Raw genomic sequence first — 19,099 nt, 5'->3', positions numbered from 1 at the left:
AAATACATGTGATTGGTAAAACCCGGACCCTGAGGTTCTCGAAGGGTGAGGGGTTTTTCCCAGTTAAAAGTTAAGAGTTAAGAGTTAAAAGAAAATACAAGTGATCGGTAAAACCCGGACCCTGAGGTTCTCGAAGGGTGAGGGGTTTTTCCCAGTTAAAAGTTAATAGTTAAAAGAAAATGCGAGTGATCTTAAAAACCCGGACATTGAGGTTCTCGAAATGACCGGGTTTTTCCCAGTTAAAAGTTAAAATAATTCATTAAAAAACCGTTAAATGAGCAACCAGCGATCAGAGAACAGGCACTGACGGATTTTCACCTCCTGTCTCCTGACTCCTGTCTCCTGACTACTGAATAATATGTCACAAACTGCAATACAAGTCGACAACATTTCCAAACTTTACCATCTGGGTAAAAAAGCGTCCGGTTCCCTGCGTGAAACCATTTCGGCAGCTACCAGCCGGCTCCTTTCACGTAAAGACCACGAACAACCCGATGAGACCGAGTTCTGGGCATTGAAGGATATTTCCTTCACCGTTAACCAGGGAGATGTGGTTGGGATTATTGGCAAGAATGGGGCGGGAAAAAGCACCCTGCTGAAAATTCTTTCCCGAATTACCGAACCAACCACCGGACGAATTCTGATCAATGGCCGGGTCGGCTCCCTGCTCGAAGTCGGGACCGGATTTCACCCCGAACTTTCCGGTCGGGAAAACATCTTCCTCAACGGATCCATTCTGGGAATGCGGCGCAGCGAAATTCAGGCCAAATTTGATGAAATTGTTGAATTTTCCGGCATAGAGAAATTCATCGATACTCCGGTTAAACGGTATTCCTCGGGAATGTATGTGCGACTGGCATTCTCGGTTGCAGCCCATCTGGAACCCGAAGTCCTCATCATTGATGAAGTACTGGCTGTCGGCGACGCCGAGTTTCAGAAAAAGTGTCTGGGAAAAATGCAGGATGTGGCCGGTCATGGCCGTACCGTCCTGTTCGTCAGTCATAATATGACGGCGGTCAGGAATTTGTGTACCAGAGGCGTGTTGCTGTCTTCGGGAAAGATTAAAAGCATCGGCGCCGCATCGGATGTCATCAGCCACTACGAAGAAATATACCTTGAGACCGAAAACCGGCTGAAATTCCAGCATCCGCATCCGGACCGGGAAAAAACCCAGATAACCACCGTTCACCTGACAGTGGATAACTCCACCATCAGCAAAGTGCCTGGAAATCGAATTGATTCCTTTTCAAAGCTGTCTGTTGACTTTGAACTGAATGTAACCGAAAAACGACCGGGTGTTACAATCGGATTTTACCTGTACCGCAATGACGAACATTTATTTACCAGTTTCGATACGGATCAGAATCCGGATCTGCTGAATCAGATACGCACCGGTGCATTCAGATTGCATGTAAACCTGCCCTCTCCTCTGAAAGCCGGACATTACCACATGGATGTTTTTGTCGGATATCTGAATGGCTCTCCCGTTGATTTTCATGAAAAAGCACTTGTTTTTCAGGTCGAGGAATTGTCCTTTGACCCGGCATTTCACTCCATGTCAGAAAAACGACGTGGTGTCATCCCGGTACTAAACAAATGGCAACAGGTTTAAATGACAACCTCCCCCATTTCCAGACTGCTGATTGATTGTAAATCAGAAATACTCGCTGCCCTGCCCGGCATCCTGGAAAAACGTTTTCAGTTTTCTTTTAAACCGGATAACAGTCCGGTAACCCAGTCTGATGTACTCATCGAAAATCTGATCATCGCCTTTTTTAAAAAGTGGGATCCTGATATTCAGGTTATTGCAGAAGAATCGTTCCGGAATCATTCACCGCTGCCATCAGGCAGAATTCTGGTCATCGATCCCATTGATGGAACCGAAAATTTCCTGTCCGGACTGAAGGAATGGGGTGTCTCGGTGACAGTCTGGAACCAAGGGCTTCATGAAGGAAGCATGTTGCTTCTTCCCGAATTGGGTGAGGCGATTATTTCGGGTGAACCGGTCAGCCGGTTTAATTCACGGATTACCGGTTTTTCTTCTTCTTTCAACGAAGCAATTGCCGACGGAATCCGGTCTGCGGCCGAGTATCGGGTGACCGGTTGTGCAGTGTATAATCTTTTCTGTGTCATCACTGGCAGGTTTCACCGGTTCGTGAATCCGAAAGGTGCCTACATCTGGGATTTGTTACCCGGCATCATGCTGGCCCTGGAGCATGGCTGCCTGGTTAATTTAAACGAACAATCCTTCGATGGAACTCATTTTCTGGACCCAACCTGCCGGTATCGGGTCGACATCACCAATCCGAACTCCATCCTGAAAGTCTGATATGGAAATCACCTTATCACATCTCGACACACATCTTGAACATCTGGCATCGTCCTACACCACCGATACCATCTTTATTCTGGGAAAGGGACCCAGTATTGACCAGATTGATCCATCGATTTTTAAAAATTGTTTTACCATCGGAATCAATGACTCTGAGCGGATTCATCCTGTGGATGTTTCCATCTTTCATGCCGATTGGGCAGAAAAGGCAGTCTCTGAAAACGGTCAGAAATCCAGGTTTTATCTGATGGCCGGTCAGCCCTCCCTGCTGACCCGTGATTATTCTGTTCTTCCGTATATCCCCCTTACTCAGGCTTCGTCTGACCTGATCATGCAACGTTTCCTGGCGGACTCACTTGAGATCGAGGACATCATGTTCCTGTCTGCCCTGAAGGTGGCCCGGAAAATTGCCGACATCCGGAAAAGACCGCAGACGGTGTACCTGGCCGGATTCGATTTTGATCTGAACGCAGGTTTCAGCACAAAACTGGGGAAAGTATATGCAACCGAATCGTTCGAGGAAGGATCGATCCGCGTTCTGATTCAGGAAAATTATTTTCTGAGTGCGCTGTATTTTCTGAAAGAGTCAAACCTGCGTGTTTTTCATGTGGGAGGCCGTCCCTACAGCGCACTGTCACCTGCTGAACTCAATTCAAGACACTCGAAGACTTATGCAAAAAGTCAGTATGTCGGCAATGTTCTGATTGTGGCCGAACTGACAACCAACCATTTCGGCGACCGGATGCGTCTGGAAAGAATGATCAGAGCCAGTAAATCGGCTGGTGCAGATTTCATCAAATTACAGAAACGGGACGTGGACTCTTTCTACACACCCGACCAATTGAAATCTCCCTACTTTTCCCCCTTTGGAAACACGTTTGGTGATTACCGGTACCAGCTTGAACTATCAAAGGACGATTTTGCCTTTGTCGATCAGCTTTGTAAAGAAATCGGGATCGGATGGTTTGTTTCGGTGCTTGATGAGCCCTCTTTCTATTTCATGCTCGATCTGAAACCGGCCATGATCAAACTACCAAGTACCATTTCTGAGAAAAAGGATTACCTGAAGTTTGTGGCCGGTCATTATCATGGTGATCTCGTTCTTTCCACCGGAATGACTACCATGGATTATGAGCAGTTTGTCATTGAAAATTTTAAAACCAACAATAAATTGTATCTGCTGCAGTGCAATTCTGCCTATCCCACACCCCTGCACGACTGCCATATCGGGGTGATCAGGCATTACCATGAACTGTCCCGGCAATATCCAAGAATCATACCCGGCTACTCCAGTCATGATCTTGGCTGGAAGGCTTCTGCATTAGCGGTTGCTGCAGGTGCCAGAATGCTCGAAAAGCATGTAAAATGGGGCAACACTGAATGGGCACATTTTGATGCCGTGGCGGTGGATCTCACCACTCAGGCCTTTACAGAATATGTGGATCATGTTCGCGAAGCCGAGCTGATTGTAGGCAGTGAAATCAAAACCATTCAATCCAGTGAGCACCACAAATACTAAAACCATACATATAGGAAGTTAAATATGCAGATTAAAAGTCTTTTCTCTAAACCTATATATGAATACAATAAGGTCCAGTTTTTTATTTCACTTTTAAGAAGAAATTCAAAGCTACAATTAAATCAGAGTGATAATCGTAAATACCTTAACGTTGGTTGTGGAGCTAATATTTATCCACAATTTGTAAATCTTGATTGGCAATGGAGACCTGGTGTTGATTACTGTTGGGACATTCTTCGTGGATTACCGTTTAGCAATGAACAATTTATTGGAATTTACTCCGAGCACTGTCTTGAACACCTTCCTTTTGATCGAATTCAATTTGTTTTAAGTGAGTTTTATAGGGTACTAAAAGCTGGGGGAGTTGCACGCATTGTTTTGCCTGATGGACAAAAATATATTGAAACATATTATAAAAGGATGAACGGTGAATTTGTTGAATTCCCATATGAAAATGATTTAACATTAAAAACCCCTATGATGCATGTCAATTCTGTATTCCGATATCATGGGCATTTGTATTGTTACGATTTTAATACATTGAAGTTATTACTTGAGGAAATTGGATTCGTTAATATTGTTAAATCCGGTTTTAACGAGAGTCAGGACTTAAATTTCAAATGTGACACAAAACACAGGGAAAATGAATCTCTTTATCTCGAATGCACCAAATGAATTAGCAATATTGAAAATATCTGCATACGTGAATTGGAAATATAATTGACCGTATTATTTATGCAATATTACATTGCTTTTTTAATTTTACTTGTCTTTTTCTAAATTAGTTTTAACCCAATTACCATGAATCATAATCTGGTTGCAGTCATACCTGCAAAATCAAACTCAAGTCGGGTTCCTAATAAGAATTTCAAACCATTTTATGAAAGCCAGTCTTTGCTGGAAATAAAAATCAGACAGGCATTGGATTCTGGTATTTTTTCAGAAATCTATGTTTCCAGTGATTCTGATGAAGCCCGGCATATTTCTGAGCGACTGGGCGTTAAATTTCTACTTCGTGACTTTTCTTTATGCGTCGATGAGACACCATGGGGAACTGTTTTGCGTGGTATTCTGAATCAGGTCCCGGTCAGTCAGGACACATTGATTGGATGGTTAATGCCAACCTCACCTTTGTTTTCTGATTTCAAATCTGCTTATGCACGCCTCTTAGCTGAGCCTGAAAAGGATTCATTATTAACAGTGACACGTTTGAAACACTTTTACCTGAACGCTGATTATATTCCAATTAATCATCAATGGGGAGTCTGGCATTCCTATTCACAGGGAATCCGTCCCATTTTCCACATGAATCTTGCCTTTTTTATTTCACCAAAGAGTATGATGATGGACAATCAATACCAGATCGGGAATAAACCCATCTTTTATGAAATTGGTCCGATTGAAAGTCAGGATATTGATACGCCGACAGAGTTCGAAACCTGTCAGGTTCTTTATCAGGCAATTATTCAGAAACGAATCACACTGTAAACCAGATGGTTATAAAGATTACTCCTGCCATTTTAAACCTGCTTGAAGAAACCGGAGTTGCCCATCAGTACACGATTGGTGATTTTGACCGGTCAATTGGCTGGATTAAACCTGGTGACGATTACGAGATCAATTCCAGAATTGTAATCGAAGGACCATGTGCTTTTTATGGTGGACCTTACAATCCCTCTCCGTGGCAAAAGTCTGGTTTTTTATGTCAGATGGGTGCCTGTTCCTATTCTCATTCTGCTTTGCCGGAAGGATTCATTGTTGGTCGCTACAGTTCTGTGGCAAAGGGTCTTCGTTTCCTTGATTTTTCTCATCCAACCGATTGGCTATCCTCATCTGTTGCCTTTTTTAAACCAGAAAACACTCCGCATCTTACCACGATTCATCATCTGATCGACCGGCAGTTGGCAGAAACCACCATTCGAAGACATGAATTTGACCCGAAAACGGGAAAACAATATCCGGTTATTGACCATGATGTATGGATTGGTGAAAATGTAACCCTGGGAATGGGAATCCATATCGGGACAGGAGCCGTCATCGCATCGGGCAGCATTGTTACCAGAAATGTTCCCCCCTATGCTATTGTGGCAGGCATACCGGCCACAGTAAAAAAATACCGGTTCGACCAGGAACTGATAAAATCGCTTCTTGCTTCGGAGTGGTGGAAATACAGCTATGCTGACCTGCTCGAATTGGATTATAAAAACCCAGAGAGATTTCTGGAACAATTCCAGGAAAACCGAAATTCAGGAAAATTACAGGAATGGAAGCCAAATACCCTGATCCTGCCTGAATCATTCGAACGACTTACCTGATTTACCAATGAATATTCTTCTTCTCATTGAATCAGATACCAATACCAGTCTTGAAATACAGCGACTCGTCAGTTATATCCCTGTGTTTTCCAGATTGATCATCCGGCGCCAATTTCTGATTACCGATTGGCTACTTTTCCCGATTGTTATTGATCTGAGAACCACCAATTATACCAAAACATACGGATATTCAAGGTTTTTCCGTAATCGTGTGTTCCGTTTAAATCCGGAATTGTCTCCTTTTGGCGCCTGGGTGTTATGTGACATTGGATTCAGTATTTTTTCAACAACCGTATTCAGCCAGGAAAAGATTATCCACGAATCCAAATCCAGATTGAATCAGATTCAGAAGGAACTTGCAGGCAAGTCTGGTGGTTCTCCTGTTTTCATTTTTGGGAACGGACCATCACTTCAATTGTTTGATTTATCTAAAACGAAGAACTCTGTAACCATTGCAAGCAATGCATTTATAAAGAATTCTGCTGCCATTTCAGCATGTGAACTCAACTTTATCGTAGCATCAGATGCCGCCGTATACTTTGGACCATCCACTCTGGCGAAATTGTTTTTGAACGATTTATCAGAAAGACTTTCATCTAACAATCATTTGTTTTTTGTTTATCCACTTAATTTTCACCAGATTCTGCACTTTAATATCCCTGCCTCACTGCACAGCCAATTAATTCCTGTACCCAGATACAACAACAAATCTCTGACAGCCCTCAGAGACCATTTCGAACTCACCGATATCGGAAACACTTTAAATACCATTCTCTTACCTTTGTCCTTGCTTTTCTCCAAAACAATTATTCTGGTTGGCTTTGATGGAATTGGATCACCGGCGGTCAAAGGTTCTGTTACCGCTAACTACCAATGGAGTTACAGTGACGCATTTTCCTATGGGACTTACTCAAAAAGCACCCGGTTATTCGAACCCGGCTTTACAAACGAACATAAAAAAATGATTGATAACGGAACCTATACTGATATTTATTTTGGCAACGATTTTGAAAATAATCTGGCACATCTTGAGGACCAGGGTTACCAGATTTTTTCTGTTAACCGTTCAACAGTGCCCTCCATCGAAAAACGATTTAATCCTATTTTAGCCGAGAATTATCTTGCACACTAATCCTCTTGTTTCTGTCATTATTCCTTGCTACAACTCAGAGCTCTTCATTAAGGACACCATTGAAAGTGTTCTGAACCAGTCCTACAGCCCAGTTGAGCTTATCATTGTGGATGACGGTTCTGTGGACAAAACAAAGCAGATCATTGAAGAATGCATTGCTGAAAACAAGAATATTTTCCTTTATTGCCACGAAGACAACAAGAATCTTGGAGTCAGTAAATCTAGGCAATTGGGTGTAAAGAAAGCCACGGGAAAATATATCGCCTTTCTTGATGCAGATGATGTCTGGCTTCCGAATAAATTATCCGGGCAGATAGATATTCTCGAAAAGGATTCTACTATTATACTCTGCCATTCCAGTGTCACCCCGTTTTCAGATGACTCTGAAGCCAAAACAAGCGAACTACATGATTTTATATATCAAAACAAAAGCTGCAAGTATCATATAAAGTATTTGTCATTTCTTGTTCATAACCACATTTGCAACTCAACTGTGGTTTTAAGAGCTGACGTTTTGAAGGGGATCACCTTTTCAGGTTCTTTTCTCTTTCAGTTCGAAGATTGGTTATTGTGGCTACTGATCGGAAAAAAGGGATATTTTTATTATCAAAATGATCCGCTTATCCGATACCGGTATCATGAGTCCTCCTCAACAATGGGAATATTGAAGAGCCCAAATCAATTAAAGCATAATTACAGCCGGATTGAGCTTTATATTTCTTTTCTCAAGTTTAGCAGGCAACCACTTTATGTACCTTACGTGTTATTCCTGTTAGCGAAGGAGATTCTTCGCATTTACCGGAAGTATTGATAAAAAAATCACCAGAATTCAGTTGGTCGCCTTTTCTTAATTCTGATCTTACCATTTCTGAGATCTTTAAATGTCATCTTTAAATAGTTTTATTGTTTCTACCAAACCGGTTTTCAGATTTTTCCAATGAAAATCCTCTTTATCGCCCATGAGCTTTCCCGTACAGGAGCACCCCGGGTGCTGTTTCTGTTTATCCGGTGGCTGAAACAACACCATCCGGAATGGGAGGCCGACCTTGTTGCCTTGCAGGGCGGACCGCTGATCGGGGAAATCAGGCCTCTGGTCGGAAACCTGATTATCTGGAATCAGATACAGCGCCCGGGCCGTCTGAACCGTCTTATCGCCCGGCTTGCCTCGCTTGCAGGAATTGATACCGGTCGGCTCGCCACCAAAAGAATGGTCAAGAAGCTTGCTTCTGCCGGATATCAGATCATTTATGGTAATTCAGTGCTGACCACTGATCTTGGGATTGAGATTAAACAGGCAACCGGAGCCAGATTGCTCATCCACGTTCACGAACTGGAAACCATTATCGGGTTGTTTGCTCCTGGTTTTGCCCGCCAGGTTCCCTCGGTCGACTGGTTGGTTGCCGCCAGTCAGCTGGTAAGGCAATGTCTGACCGATCGGTTTAACGCCACCGACCAGCAGTTAAAGGTCGTGTATGAAATGTCAGAAACCGGGCTGACGCCGCCAACCAGACAACCAGGTAACCGGTTTGTAGTCGGGTGTTCCGGGGTGGTTCACTGGCGGAAGGGTGATGACGTGATGCTGCAGGTCGCCCGGTATCTGAAAGCGCACCACCCTGATGTTGAGGCCGAATTCTGGTGGACCGGATTTATAACCCCCGATCAGCAATTGATACTGGAAGCAGACATCAGAAAACTGAATCTGGAATCCACCATCCGGTTTTTAGGCCCGGTGGCCGACCCCATGCCACTTTATCAGCAATTTTCGGTCTTTTTTCTTCCTTCAAGGGAAGATCCCTTTCCGCTGGTTTGTATTGAAGTGGGGCTTATGGGAAAACCGATCATCCTTTTTGAAGGTGCAACCGGAATTGCCGAAATAACCGGCAACGAGGGAGGTGTGGTCGTCCCGTATCTGAACATTGAAAAGGCTGCCGATGCCATTGCTGCCTATTTCAGAAACCCTGCTCTGGCAGAACAGCACGGGGACTATAGCCGGAAGGCCTTCAGTGCCTTTACCCCTGATCAGATTTCACCACAGTTATATGCTGTTTTCGGAGGTTCCGATTGACCCCTCAGGTGTCGGTGATTATTCCCAATTACAATCATGCGGATTTCCTTGTTCAGCGCATCGAATCGGTTCTCTCACAAACCTACCAGGACTTTGAAGTCATTCTGCTCGATGATGCTTCCACTGACAGCAGCCACGAAATCCTGAATCGCTTTCGCAACCACCCAAAAGTCAGTCAATTGATTATAAACACCACCAACAGTGGGTCCACCTTTCATCAATGGAAAAGGGGAACATCGCTTGCCACCGGCAACTGGATCTGGATCGCCGAGAGCGATGACTGGGCGGAACCCACCTTTCTGGAAACGGTGATGTCCTTTGTGGCGGAGCATCCGCAGGCAGGAGTGGTCATGACCCGTTACCAGGTGGTATCTGTGGAAGGGGCAGTCAAGCATGATGGTCTGATGTATCAGGAATTGTATGGCCCACCCGGCCGGTGGAACCGGACCTATTGCTGCAGCGGCCATGAAGAAGTGGTTACCTGCATGAACCATTTCAACTCCATTCCCAATGCGAGTTGTGTGGTTTTCAGAACCAAGTACCGGGAACTGATATCCACTCTTCCCGGATTCCGGTTTAAAGGAGATTGGTACTTCTGGTGCCTGGTACTGGCTGATACCTCTTTCGGGTTTATCGATTCGCTCCAATCTTATTTCAGATTTCACAGTTCAACCACCCGAAGCAAGGCAGATCTGGATTCCAGATTAAAAGCTCATAACGAAGAGCTGGCCATCGTCTGCGAAATCAGCCATCGCTATGGGACCGGTAATCGTCGTTTTCTGCAGAAAACCCGCGATTGGTACCAGCTGGCCCTTGCCTTTTACTGGGTCCCGCCCGGGTATCAGGTCCCTTCCCTGACGGGTCAGTTCCGGTGGATGTTTCTGGCTTCCGGTTTGATTTGGACCCCATTTTACTGGTACCTTAGAGTACAACATAAATTTTTACGTTCATTTTTCTCCGGAAATCAGCCATAAAGGACGTTTGTCCGTTTCCGACTAACATGATAATCAGAAGCCATTCGACTTCCGGGCTGCTTGTGTGGTGTCCACTCAACCCACGCTCTGGATACAGCCGACTTCCGGAACAACGGACATGAATCATCCCACCATTGGTTATGTATTGTGCGGACCTGCCGGCTCCTACTTTTCTATTTGCACCCGTGTATCGATTTCCACCCTTCGCCTGACCAATCCGCACCTGAAAGTGGTTTTGCTGGTTGATCCGAAAACACATCGGTCTTTGTTAGCAGGCTCTGATCCGGTTCTGAACCTTCCCGATGAGGTTATGCCGGTTGAAACGCCATATCAGGATGATATGATGAACAGCCGGTACCTGAAAATTATCATGCGGTACCTGGTTCCGGAAGGTGATCTGCTTTACATTGACAACGACACCGTGATCCGCGGCCCGATTGATGGCATACCGGGTGGAGATTGTGATCTGGCAGGTGTAAGGAATCACAGTCAGGATTTAAAGCGAAAACAGATTTCGCCCGAGGATCAGGACATCCTGAACCGGATGAATGTCACCATCCACCGTGATATTTACCTGAATGCCGGTTTGGTTTGTTCGCTTCAGATCTACAGGGATCAGCCTTCATTTAACGCCGCCATCAATGAGGTTGACGCAAACATCCTTTTCATGGATGACCGTTATAACGCACAATTCCTTACCAGAAACCAAACGGCCGCCAATGGCATTATCCTTCACTACTATTCCTCTTACCGTACAAAACCGGTTACCAATTTTGATGATTATGTCATCAGGGTACTGAACGGAGAACCATTCAGCGACAAAGCCATCAGACAGTTGGTGCGCGCACGCCATCCATGGAGAACCCGTATTCCCTTCCTTGATGAATGGTATGGCCGCTATCTGACCAGAAAACCATATCTGACCCCGCATGACTGGAACTGGCTGCAGGGGAAGCGACTTCAATCGATCTGGGATCGGTTGTCCTTCGTAATTTCCTCTTTCCTGTTACATCTCAGAAAAAAAGCCGGCTTTCACCGGTCAGATTCCACCCCAGACTGATCCTGACTGATTTTCATGAAAACCAACCGTAAACAATCTCTCTGCGTCACCATTGACAGCTACCATGATGGAGGGGCCGAAGCCTATGCCATCCGGTTAGCCAATGCCCTTTCTGACCGGTACCGTGTGGTATTTATCGAGTTATTGCCCGAGAGAACCCATAAGAAGGGCATGAAAAACCTGCTGAATGCCGCCATCAGCAGCTATCAATTATTCTCATTCGACCGCTGGATTTTCAGAAACCGGTTTTACCGGGTAACCTTTCCCATCGTGAAATACATTCAGCTGAGATGGCTCTTCCGGAAACATGACATCCGGACTGTGCTTTCTCATTCTCACTATTCTGACAGTTGCCTGACCAAATGGGCACCGGCCAACACCTCGATTGTATCGTTTTTCCACGGACACTACGAAATGGAAATGGAAAAACCCGATGTCATCTTCAGTCAGATACCATCCATCATCCGCCGGTTAAATGCCGTGATATATACCAGCCGGAATCACCTGAGGACTTTATCTGAACTCGGTTTTCCTGCCAGCAGGCAACTGAAACTGTTTTATGGGTATAACGGTACCCGAGCCAGTCAGTTAACAAAGTATCAGCCAGGAAGTCCGCTCAGACTGGGTGTCATCAGCCGGGCCATTGAAGGCAAAGGATGGGAAACCACGATCCGGCTTTTTTCCGACTTAAGCAGGGAATACCCCGGGCGTCTGGAACTGCACATGGTCGGCGATGGTCCTGACTACGAACGGTTTAAAAATCTGGAAAGTGAATCCATCCGGTTCTACGGATTCCAGGTCAATCCCAGGCCGGTGCTCGACACCCTTCACGTGGGCATTCTTCTTTCGACCTATACGGCTGAAAGCCAGCCCAACACAGTGATCGAATACCTGTTTGCTGGTAAACCGGTCCTGGCCACCAACATGGGGTCTATAGAGGATATGATCACCATTGACGGAAAAACGGCAGGTAATGTGATACCCGTTACTGACCAGGGCATCGATGAAGTTGCATTTTTGCAGGCAGTCCGGTCCTATCTGTCTGAACCAGGTCTGATAGAACAACAGTCTGCGCTTGCTTTGGAATGTACCAGGCATTTCGACATGGCTGCCATAACCGGCACATTGATGAATTACATAGAAAAAAACCTCAATCCAGAGATTAAAGAGGCACTGACTGAACCATCCGGCCATTAAAACAATCGGTTTCTTTGTAAACCCGAACCCAAACGAACAGTCAGGCAATCTGCCTGATCAGTTTTGACCACTATCTAAATCAGTCGGATCCGTTTTATACATGACGCCAACAACCATTGCCTTCACACTCTGCTCGAACAACTACCTGGCCATGGCAAAAACCCTGGGCGAGTCGGTGCTGGCGCAGCATCCCGACTGGACCTTCGTCACCGGTCTGGTGGACCATCCGGAATCTGCCATTGATTATTCGGCCTTTCCCGGCTTGGTAATTCCCGTAGAAGAACTTGGAATCGGCGGCTTTGACCGGATGCAGCTGAATTACAACATTATCGAACTGAATACCTCGGTCAAACCTTTTTATTTTCAGCACCTTTTCAAAACCAACCCATCGGCCGATGTGGTGGTGTATCTCGATCCGGATACCTATGTGTATAACCGTCTGGATGCGGTGTTGCCAGCCGGCGGGACCGATCTGATTGTTCTGACTCCCCATATTTCACAACCCATTCCGCTGGATGGATTATACCCCGACGAAAATCTGGTTCTGAATCACGGGATTTACAACCTGGGTTTTCTGGCCTTACACCGTTCCGGCGATGCGGATCAGTTACTAACCTGGTGGGCTGAACGAATGGTGGATCATTGTAAAATTGACCTGGTTAACGGATTTTTCACCGATCAGCTGTACATGAATCTGGCACCCCTGTTTTTTAACGGTGTCCGGATCGAAAAACATCCCGGTGTGAATCTGGCTTTCTGGAACCTGCATCAGAACCGGTTAAGTTTTCACGGGCAGCAGATCAGGGTCAATGAAACGTTTCCGTTGATTCATTACCATTTCAGTGGTTTTGTGATGGATGGCGGAGAAAAAGTCAGCAAAGGATCCACACGGTTCCGCATCAGTGACAATCCTGTTCTTGTGAAACTGTTTGCAGATTACCGGGAAAAACTGATAGCAAACGGCTGGTCCACCTACCGGGCCTTCACCCCCTGGTACGTGATCAACCGAAACCGGCACGCAGAAGCACAATACCAGGCCAAGCTGTCGAAATACCCGGTTCTTCGGGTGGTTCACTGGATCAAGAAACTCATTCCCACCACTTTGCTGAACCGGTTACTGAGCCGTTTCCGGTATTCAAACTATGCCTAAAGATCTTATCATTACATCCGGGAACAGCCGGTACGACCTCCTGCTCAGACGGTTTGTCTGGTCGCTCCGGCATGAAGGTGAATTTACCGGCGATATCATCATTTGCGACAACGATGTTGCAGGCACGTGGGATCAACCCGGCAAGGCTTCCGATCAACCCTCATTTACTGAGGACTCGACGGTTTTTTTTAAAGATCTGCAGGTGACGGTCATTCCATACGTCGGATTGCTGCAGGAAAATGATATTCTTCGTGAAACCATCGATCAGCTTCCCTCGGCCACTCAACGGTATCCGCATAAATTTGTTTACACAGCCCTGATTTCGAAACGGTATCCCGATTACAACCGGATTTGCTACATGGATTCTGATATTCTGATCCAGGCCCCGGTGCAGGCTTTGTTTGATGCCATGAACGGACCGGGCATATTTATCGGTCCGGAAAACCAGCCCATCGGGAAAAACGGCTATCTGAGTCAGTGGATCCGGCACACCCAATTCGGTGGTCTGAGCGATCAGAAACAATATGAAGCCACCATGGATGGATCCCTGAATCTTTGCACGGGACTCTTCGGAGGGACTGGCAGAGATTTTCACCGGTTCTGTTTGCTGAATCTGGTTCTGGCCTCGAATCAATTTATCAGGTTTTACAGTGATCAGCCTTCGGTAAATATTTTGACTTCCTTTTTCGGATATCCGCTCAACCTGCTTAATTCCGGACATGTGGTGCATTTGGGCGATATCTATGCAGAAGATATATCGGTCAGCAACGGGCAGATCATGTATCAGAGCACCATTCCTGTTGCAGTTCATTTCAATGGCGGATCGAGAAACTGGTACGATATTCTGTTCCCCGACGGGGGGCACGTTCGGTCAGACTTTTCTCATCATTGGTCACTAAAAGGACGGATGGAAAAAAAGTTAAAGCGCTGGTTGGTATTGATCTACAGCAAAACCATCTTGAATTTCAAAAGAAAATAACACAAACCAGGTACCGGCCAACGGTCACCGGGAAAGAAGGGCCAGGAACTTTTCCTGTGCCACCAACATAATCAGGAGTCAGAAACATGTCGGTCGTCATCATCACCGGTTCAGGTGGTCTTATCGGAAGCGAATCGGTGCGGTTTTTCCATGATAAATTCGACAAAGTCATTGGTGTGGATAACAACATGCGCGCCTATTTCTTTGGTCCGGAATCATCCACCGATTGGAATGTGAATGCATTGCAAAAAGCGTATCCCAATTACGAACATGTGCAGGCCGACATTCGTGATTACTCCCAATTGGAAAAAGTGTTCGGCAAGTATGGCCGGGATATCCGGCTGGTGGTGCATACAGCGGCTCAACCCTCGCATGACTGGGCCGCCCGCGAACCGCTCACCGATTTCTCTGTTAACGCCACCGGGACACTGAACCTGCTCGAACTGACCCGCATTCACAGTCCGGAAGCAGTCTTCATTTTTACCTCGACCAATAAGGTCTATGGCGATACCCCGAATTTTCTGCCCTTGGTTGAACTCGAAAAACGCTGGGAAATTGATCAGAGCCATCCGTATTTCAAAGATGGAATCGATGAAAACATGACCATCGATCAGAGCAAACACTCACTGTTTGGTGCCTCTAAAGTGGCGGCTGATGTTCTGGTTCAGGAGTACGGAAAATATTTCAATATGAAGACCGGTATTTTCAGGGGTGGGTGTCTGACCGGACCCAATCATTCGGGCGCTCAGTTGCACGGATTCCTGGCTTATCTGATGAAATGCGCCATCACCAAAACACCCTATACCATTTTCGGTTACAAAGGGAAACAGGTACGTGATAACATCCACAGCTGGGATCTGGTGAACATGTTCTGGCATTTCTATCAGAATCCCCGGTTTGGAGAAGTGTATAATGCCGGCGGTGGCCGGTACTCGAATTGTTCCATGATCGAGGGAATTGAGGCCTGCGAACTGGTTTCGGGAAATAAAATGAATATCACCTATTCTGAAACCAACCGGATTGGTGATCATATCTGGTATATCAGCGATGTGAACAAATTCAAATCGCACTATCCTGCCTGGACCTGGAAATATGGTCTCATGGATATCATGAATGAACTTCATGACGGACTGACCAGCCGTGTACAGGTAACCAACTGTCCCTGACTGAATGAAACCATCCATTTTATACGTTTCTGAAACGGTTCCCGGCAATACCATTGCCAGTTCAGTCCTGATTTACCGTCATCTGACCTGGCTTGAAGCACGTGGATATTCCATCACGGTATTTCCTTACGGCGACAAGTGGAAATCTCAGAACCTGCCCGGCACCTGGAAGGTACTCAGCACCACCATCCGTAAATGGTGGTACCTGCCTTATCGTCCCGATTCCATCCTGCGGTGGGTGCGCTACCGCATGTTGCTTTCCGATTACCGGAAAGCCATTCTGGAAACAAAGCCGACCGCCATTTTCACGCATCTGAACGGGCAGTATTACAGCGGATTTGCGGCCTTTCTTTCTGAGCAACTGGGCATACCATTGTACGTTTTCTATCACGACAATACAGAGAAAATGAATTACACCAGCAATCCTGCCATGTATGAACTGCAGGTTGCCTTTAATAAACGGATTGTGGGACAGGCCAGCGCCATCTGGTCCATCAGTGATCAACTGGTGTACCCTGGAACCGAAATAAAAACTCACCGGGTCTTTCCTGTGCCGGAACTGATCAGCCGGAAGGCCGTCTGGAAACCAACTTTCAGCACATCACCCGTGGTTGGTTTTGCAGGATCTCTGTACGATCAGATTGTACCAGCCACCATCCGGTTTGTGAAAGTGCTGGAAAAGTTAAACGGAAAGCTCATCATATTTTCTCCGGTTGCCCGGAATGTTCAACTGCTGCAGGAAGCCAGTCAGGCCGTTGTGGTGATGCCGGTGAATACCACCCGTTTTGTATGCGAGTATATGATCGATCATTGTTCATCCTTTCTGGTCAATTACCCGGAAACCGTGGCCGGAATGCCCTGGATTGATTCCAACTTTCCGAGCAAGTTCCCTCAGTTTTTACAAACCGGCCTGCCGGTTCTCTGTCAGGTCCCTGCCGATTCTGCCATTGGTATCTGGTGCAAAAACTCGGGGTACACGGCTTATACCGACCGTTTCGACGAGGATGGAACCGCTGAGTTAATCAGGCAAACCACCGACGAGACCCGTTGGAATCTGCTTGCACAGGAATCCATCCGCTTTTCAGAAACCGAATTCAATCCGGAAACCATAAACCAGGTGTTGATTGGTGATCTGGAAAGGAAGAATCGGTCAGGAAATTAAAACACCCCGGGGTTACAGGTTATCAGCCCCTTCCCGGCACGGTTGATCGGTTCATCCTGCATCGGGGTTCTGGTCCGAACCGGGTGATAGTCCGTTAACCAGTCCGCACAGTTATTTCAACGTCTGTTAAAGTCTGCAGTTTCTCATATGCCCCATACCATGCAAATCGTTGTTGATTCAGTTTACCGGAAACCCCGGAGCCAGTTCCGTGAAATCATGCATTTGGGCGGACCGATCAACTGGCTGCGAATGAAGGCCGGAATCAATCAGATGCAGCAGGCCTCTCTGAACCTGACCGTTACGGCTCCCGGCGATCTGACCCCCGACTCGCCAGCCATCCATTTCCTGACGGGAAAAAAATTCTGGTTTCAGACCATTTTCTGCATGGTTTCCCTTCAGAAAGTCAGTCCGGTTGCCATCCGGTTTCATGTCCATGACGATGGCAGTTTTGATGATTCTCTTGAAAAAGTGATTCACCTTCAGGTACCCGGTGTGGTGATCCACCGGAAATCCGACACCGATGAACGGCTGAGAAAAGTGTTACCTGAATCGAAATATCCCTATCTGAATCACAAGCGAAAGGTCTATCCTCACATCAGAAAACTACTTGATGTTCATGCAGGAAGCACCGGATATAAAGTGGTGGCCGATTCAGATATGCTTTTTTTCAGGACACCCGTCCTTTTATTCGACTGGCTGAAAAATCCGGACCGGCCTTTTTACATTCCCGACAAACTGAATTCCTATGGCTTCACCAGTGAACGGATTTTTTCAGTTCTGGGTCAGCGGATTCCCGAAAAGGTTAATGTCGGACTTATCGGACTGGATAGCGGCTCGATTGACTGGGACCAGATGGAACGGTGGGCCACTGAACTGGAGCGGGGAACACTGGGATCTTACTTTCTCGAACAGACCCTGACTGCCATGTATCTGGCCGGAAAATCCTGCGTGATTGGCCCGGAAGCCGACTACATTGTGATGCCCACCCACAAACAGGTGAAACAAACCGAGGGCGTGCTTCACCATTACGTGGACACTTCAAAACCCGATTATTTTATTTACGCATGGAAAAAAATCCGTTAGTTTCCGTCATCATTCCGACCTGGCGCATTCAGCCGGAGCTGGCTGAGACACTGGCCTGCATTCAGAATCAGACGTACCAGAATCTGGAAATCGTGGTGGCCTGCAGTGGTGAACTCCCCGATACGGCTGCTTACGGGACCGATCCCCGGTTGCGGTTTGTTCAGGTGCAGGCAAAAACCGCAGCGGCCACCCGGAATGCTGGTTTTCAGCAATCAACCGGCCTTCTGATCAAATTCATGGATGCCGATGATCTTCTCAGTGAGGGAGCCATTGAAGCGCAGGTAAAGCTGGCCGTGACCGACCCCGATTGTCTGGTATCCTCGGCCTGGGGTCGTTTTTACAACAATGACCTGACCACCTTCCGTCCCAATGAAGAAGCCGTCTGGCGTGATCTGGATTCCATGGATTGGCTTGCCGGATCCCTGGTCGGCGGCGGAAACATGACACAATGCGGGATGTTTCTGTTTCACCGGGATCAGCTGATCAGACAGGGAGCGTGGGACGAACGGTTGACCCTGATCGATGATTTCGAATTTTTCACCCGCCACATCACCCGGGTGAAACGGGTCCGTTTCTGCCCGGAATCCATTCTGTATTACCGGTCTGGTTCGGGAGCCACACTGTCGGCCACCCGTGACAGGAAGGCATTTGAATCGGCCTATCTTTCCGTTGAACTTGCCTGCCGCTGGATGCTGGAAGCCGAATCGAGCCCGAGAATCAGACAGCGGTGTGCCGATGTGTGGCAACTCTGGGCGTATAACGCCTGGCCAGCCTACCCCGACCTGACGAAACGCGCAGAAGACGAAGTAAAAAAACTGGGCGGCAGCCAATTGCCACTTCCATCGGGCCAGGCAGGCCGGCTGATAGCCACCCTTTTTGGTTGGAAAGCAGCGGTTCGATTTAAAAAATGGGTGGGAAGGTAACATGAAACCATCCAACCGTTATACCGGGATGGTCTGTGCGGT

General features: G+C 46.7%; 18 protein-coding genes. All 18 read left to right on the top strand.

The features are described 5' to 3' along the window. The first annotated feature begins 358 nt into the window (after nt 1-358). The 18 genes from HUU10_09455 (at nt 359) to HUU10_09370 (ending at nt 19,057) form a co-directional block, all read left to right on the top strand. Complete coding sequence (locus HUU10_09455; GenBank protein NUQ81822.1) at nt 359-1,612, top strand: ABC transporter ATP-binding protein; 1,254 nt, start codon at nt 359-361, stop codon at nt 1,610-1,612. Further along, nucleotides 1,613-2,329: an inositol monophosphatase gene (locus tag HUU10_09450; GenBank protein NUQ81821.1), complete on the top strand. Its 717-nt coding sequence runs from the start codon at nt 1,613-1,615 to the stop codon at nt 2,327-2,329. A gap of 1 nt (nt 2,330) precedes the next feature. Continuing rightward, nucleotides 2,331-3,851 (top strand): N-acetylneuraminate synthase family protein, encoded by a 1,521-nt coding sequence (locus tag HUU10_09445; protein ID NUQ81820.1) that lies wholly within the window; start codon nt 2,331-2,333, stop codon nt 3,849-3,851. A gap of 24 nt (nt 3,852-3,875) precedes the next feature. Beyond that, nucleotides 3,876-4,526, top strand: a complete 651-nt coding sequence (locus HUU10_09440) for a methyltransferase domain-containing protein (GenBank protein ID NUQ81819.1) — start codon at nt 3,876-3,878, stop codon at nt 4,524-4,526. Nucleotides 4,527-4,652: 126 nt separating this feature from the next. Then, nucleotides 4,653-5,339, top strand: coding sequence for a capsular biosynthesis protein (locus HUU10_09435; GenBank protein ID NUQ81818.1), 687 nt, complete (start codon nt 4,653-4,655; stop codon nt 5,337-5,339). 5 nt (nt 5,340-5,344) lie between these two features. Beyond that, nucleotides 5,345-6,166 carry a CatB-related O-acetyltransferase gene (locus HUU10_09430; GenBank protein NUQ81817.1) on the top strand — a complete coding sequence of 274 codons (822 nt, stop codon included), beginning with the start codon at nt 5,345-5,347 and terminating at the stop codon, nt 6,164-6,166. Between the two features lie 334 nt (nt 6,167-6,500). After that, nucleotides 6,501-7,298: a hypothetical protein gene (locus tag HUU10_09425; protein NUQ81816.1), complete on the top strand. Its 798-nt coding sequence runs from the start codon at nt 6,501-6,503 to the stop codon at nt 7,296-7,298. Then, nucleotides 7,288-8,109 carry a glycosyltransferase gene (locus tag HUU10_09420; protein ID NUQ81815.1) on the top strand — a complete coding sequence of 274 codons (822 nt, stop codon included), beginning with the start codon at nt 7,288-7,290 and terminating at the stop codon, nt 8,107-8,109. The genes HUU10_09425 and HUU10_09420 overlap by 11 nt, the downstream gene beginning before the upstream one ends. A gap of 126 nt (nt 8,110-8,235) precedes the next feature. Beyond that, entirely contained in the window at nt 8,236-9,363 is a 1,128-nt protein-coding gene (locus HUU10_09415) for a glycosyltransferase family 4 protein (GenBank protein NUQ81814.1), read from the top strand. Beyond that, complete coding sequence (locus HUU10_09410) at nt 9,360-10,337, top strand: glycosyltransferase family 2 protein (protein ID NUQ81813.1); 978 nt, start codon at nt 9,360-9,362, stop codon at nt 10,335-10,337. Before HUU10_09415 ends, HUU10_09410 begins: the two co-directional genes overlap by 4 nt. Nucleotides 10,338-10,455: 118 nt before the next feature. After that, on the top strand, nt 10,456-11,397 hold the full coding sequence (locus HUU10_09405) for a hypothetical protein (GenBank protein ID NUQ81812.1): 942 nt from the start codon (nt 10,456-10,458) through the stop codon (nt 11,395-11,397). Nucleotides 11,398-11,412: 15 nt separating this feature from the next. Beyond that, entirely contained in the window at nt 11,413-12,594 is a 1,182-nt protein-coding gene (locus HUU10_09400) for a glycosyltransferase family 4 protein (protein NUQ81811.1), read from the top strand. Nucleotides 12,595-12,694: 100 nt separating this feature from the next. Beyond that, a complete protein-coding gene (locus tag HUU10_09395; GenBank protein NUQ81810.1) occupies nt 12,695-13,744 on the top strand; it encodes a glycosyl transferase in 1,050 nt (349 codons plus the stop codon). Continuing rightward, nucleotides 13,737-14,723 (top strand): hypothetical protein, encoded by a 987-nt coding sequence (locus HUU10_09390; GenBank protein ID NUQ81809.1) that lies wholly within the window; start codon nt 13,737-13,739, stop codon nt 14,721-14,723. Before HUU10_09395 ends, HUU10_09390 begins: the two co-directional genes overlap by 8 nt. Before the next feature lie 86 nt (nt 14,724-14,809). Next, nucleotides 14,810-15,889: an NAD-dependent epimerase/dehydratase family protein gene (locus HUU10_09385; protein ID NUQ81808.1), complete on the top strand. Its 1,080-nt coding sequence runs from the start codon at nt 14,810-14,812 to the stop codon at nt 15,887-15,889. 4 nt (nt 15,890-15,893) lie between these two features. Then, nucleotides 15,894-17,051, top strand: a complete 1,158-nt coding sequence (locus HUU10_09380) for a hypothetical protein (GenBank protein NUQ81807.1) — start codon at nt 15,894-15,896, stop codon at nt 17,049-17,051. Nucleotides 17,052-17,210: 159 nt separating this feature from the next. Beyond that, nucleotides 17,211-18,134, top strand: coding sequence for a glycosyl transferase (locus tag HUU10_09375; protein NUQ81806.1), 924 nt, complete (start codon nt 17,211-17,213; stop codon nt 18,132-18,134). Further along, a complete protein-coding gene (locus HUU10_09370; protein ID NUQ81805.1) occupies nt 18,116-19,057 on the top strand; it encodes a glycosyltransferase family 2 protein in 942 nt (313 codons plus the stop codon). Before HUU10_09375 ends, HUU10_09370 begins: the two co-directional genes overlap by 19 nt. The last annotated feature ends 42 nt before the right edge of the window (nt 19,058-19,099 follow it).

Source organism: Bacteroidota bacterium, from assembly GCA_013360915.1.
Classification (GTDB): domain Bacteria; phylum Bacteroidota; class JABWAT01; order JABWAT01; family JABWAT01; genus JABWAT01.
The sequence above is the reverse complement of the archived record's forward strand: the minus strand, read 5'-3'. Positions and strand labels throughout refer to the sequence as shown.

Excerpts from the sequence above, each read along its gene's own strand:
- HUU10_09440 (NUQ81819.1), top strand. The coding sequence starts at position 3,876 with ATGCAGATTAAAAGTCTTTTCTCTAAACCTATATATGAATACAATAAG.
- HUU10_09370 (NUQ81805.1), top strand. The coding sequence starts at position 18,116 with ATGGAAAAAAATCCGTTAGTTTCCGTCATCATTCCGACCTGGCGCATT.
- HUU10_09400 (NUQ81811.1), top strand. The coding sequence starts at position 11,413 with ATGAAAACCAACCGTAAACAATCTCTCTGCGTCACCATTGACAGCTAC.
- HUU10_09445 (NUQ81820.1), top strand. The coding sequence starts at position 2,331 with ATGGAAATCACCTTATCACATCTCGACACACATCTTGAACATCTGGCA.
- HUU10_09430 (NUQ81817.1), top strand. The coding sequence starts at position 5,345 with ATGGTTATAAAGATTACTCCTGCCATTTTAAACCTGCTTGAAGAAACC.
- HUU10_09395 (NUQ81810.1), top strand. The coding sequence starts at position 12,695 with ATGACGCCAACAACCATTGCCTTCACACTCTGCTCGAACAACTACCTG.
- HUU10_09375 (NUQ81806.1), top strand. The coding sequence starts at position 17,211 with ATGCAAATCGTTGTTGATTCAGTTTACCGGAAACCCCGGAGCCAGTTC.
- HUU10_09435 (NUQ81818.1), top strand. The coding sequence starts at position 4,653 with ATGAATCATAATCTGGTTGCAGTCATACCTGCAAAATCAAACTCAAGT.
- HUU10_09415 (NUQ81814.1), top strand. The coding sequence starts at position 8,236 with ATGAAAATCCTCTTTATCGCCCATGAGCTTTCCCGTACAGGAGCACCC.
- HUU10_09455 (NUQ81822.1), top strand. The coding sequence starts at position 359 with ATGTCACAAACTGCAATACAAGTCGACAACATTTCCAAACTTTACCAT.
- HUU10_09390 (NUQ81809.1), top strand. The coding sequence starts at position 13,737 with ATGCCTAAAGATCTTATCATTACATCCGGGAACAGCCGGTACGACCTC.
- HUU10_09385 (NUQ81808.1), top strand. The coding sequence starts at position 14,810 with ATGTCGGTCGTCATCATCACCGGTTCAGGTGGTCTTATCGGAAGCGAA.
- HUU10_09450 (NUQ81821.1), top strand. The coding sequence starts at position 1,613 with ATGACAACCTCCCCCATTTCCAGACTGCTGATTGATTGTAAATCAGAA.
- HUU10_09380 (NUQ81807.1), top strand. The coding sequence starts at position 15,894 with ATGAAACCATCCATTTTATACGTTTCTGAAACGGTTCCCGGCAATACC.
- HUU10_09405 (NUQ81812.1), top strand. The coding sequence starts at position 10,456 with ATGAATCATCCCACCATTGGTTATGTATTGTGCGGACCTGCCGGCTCC.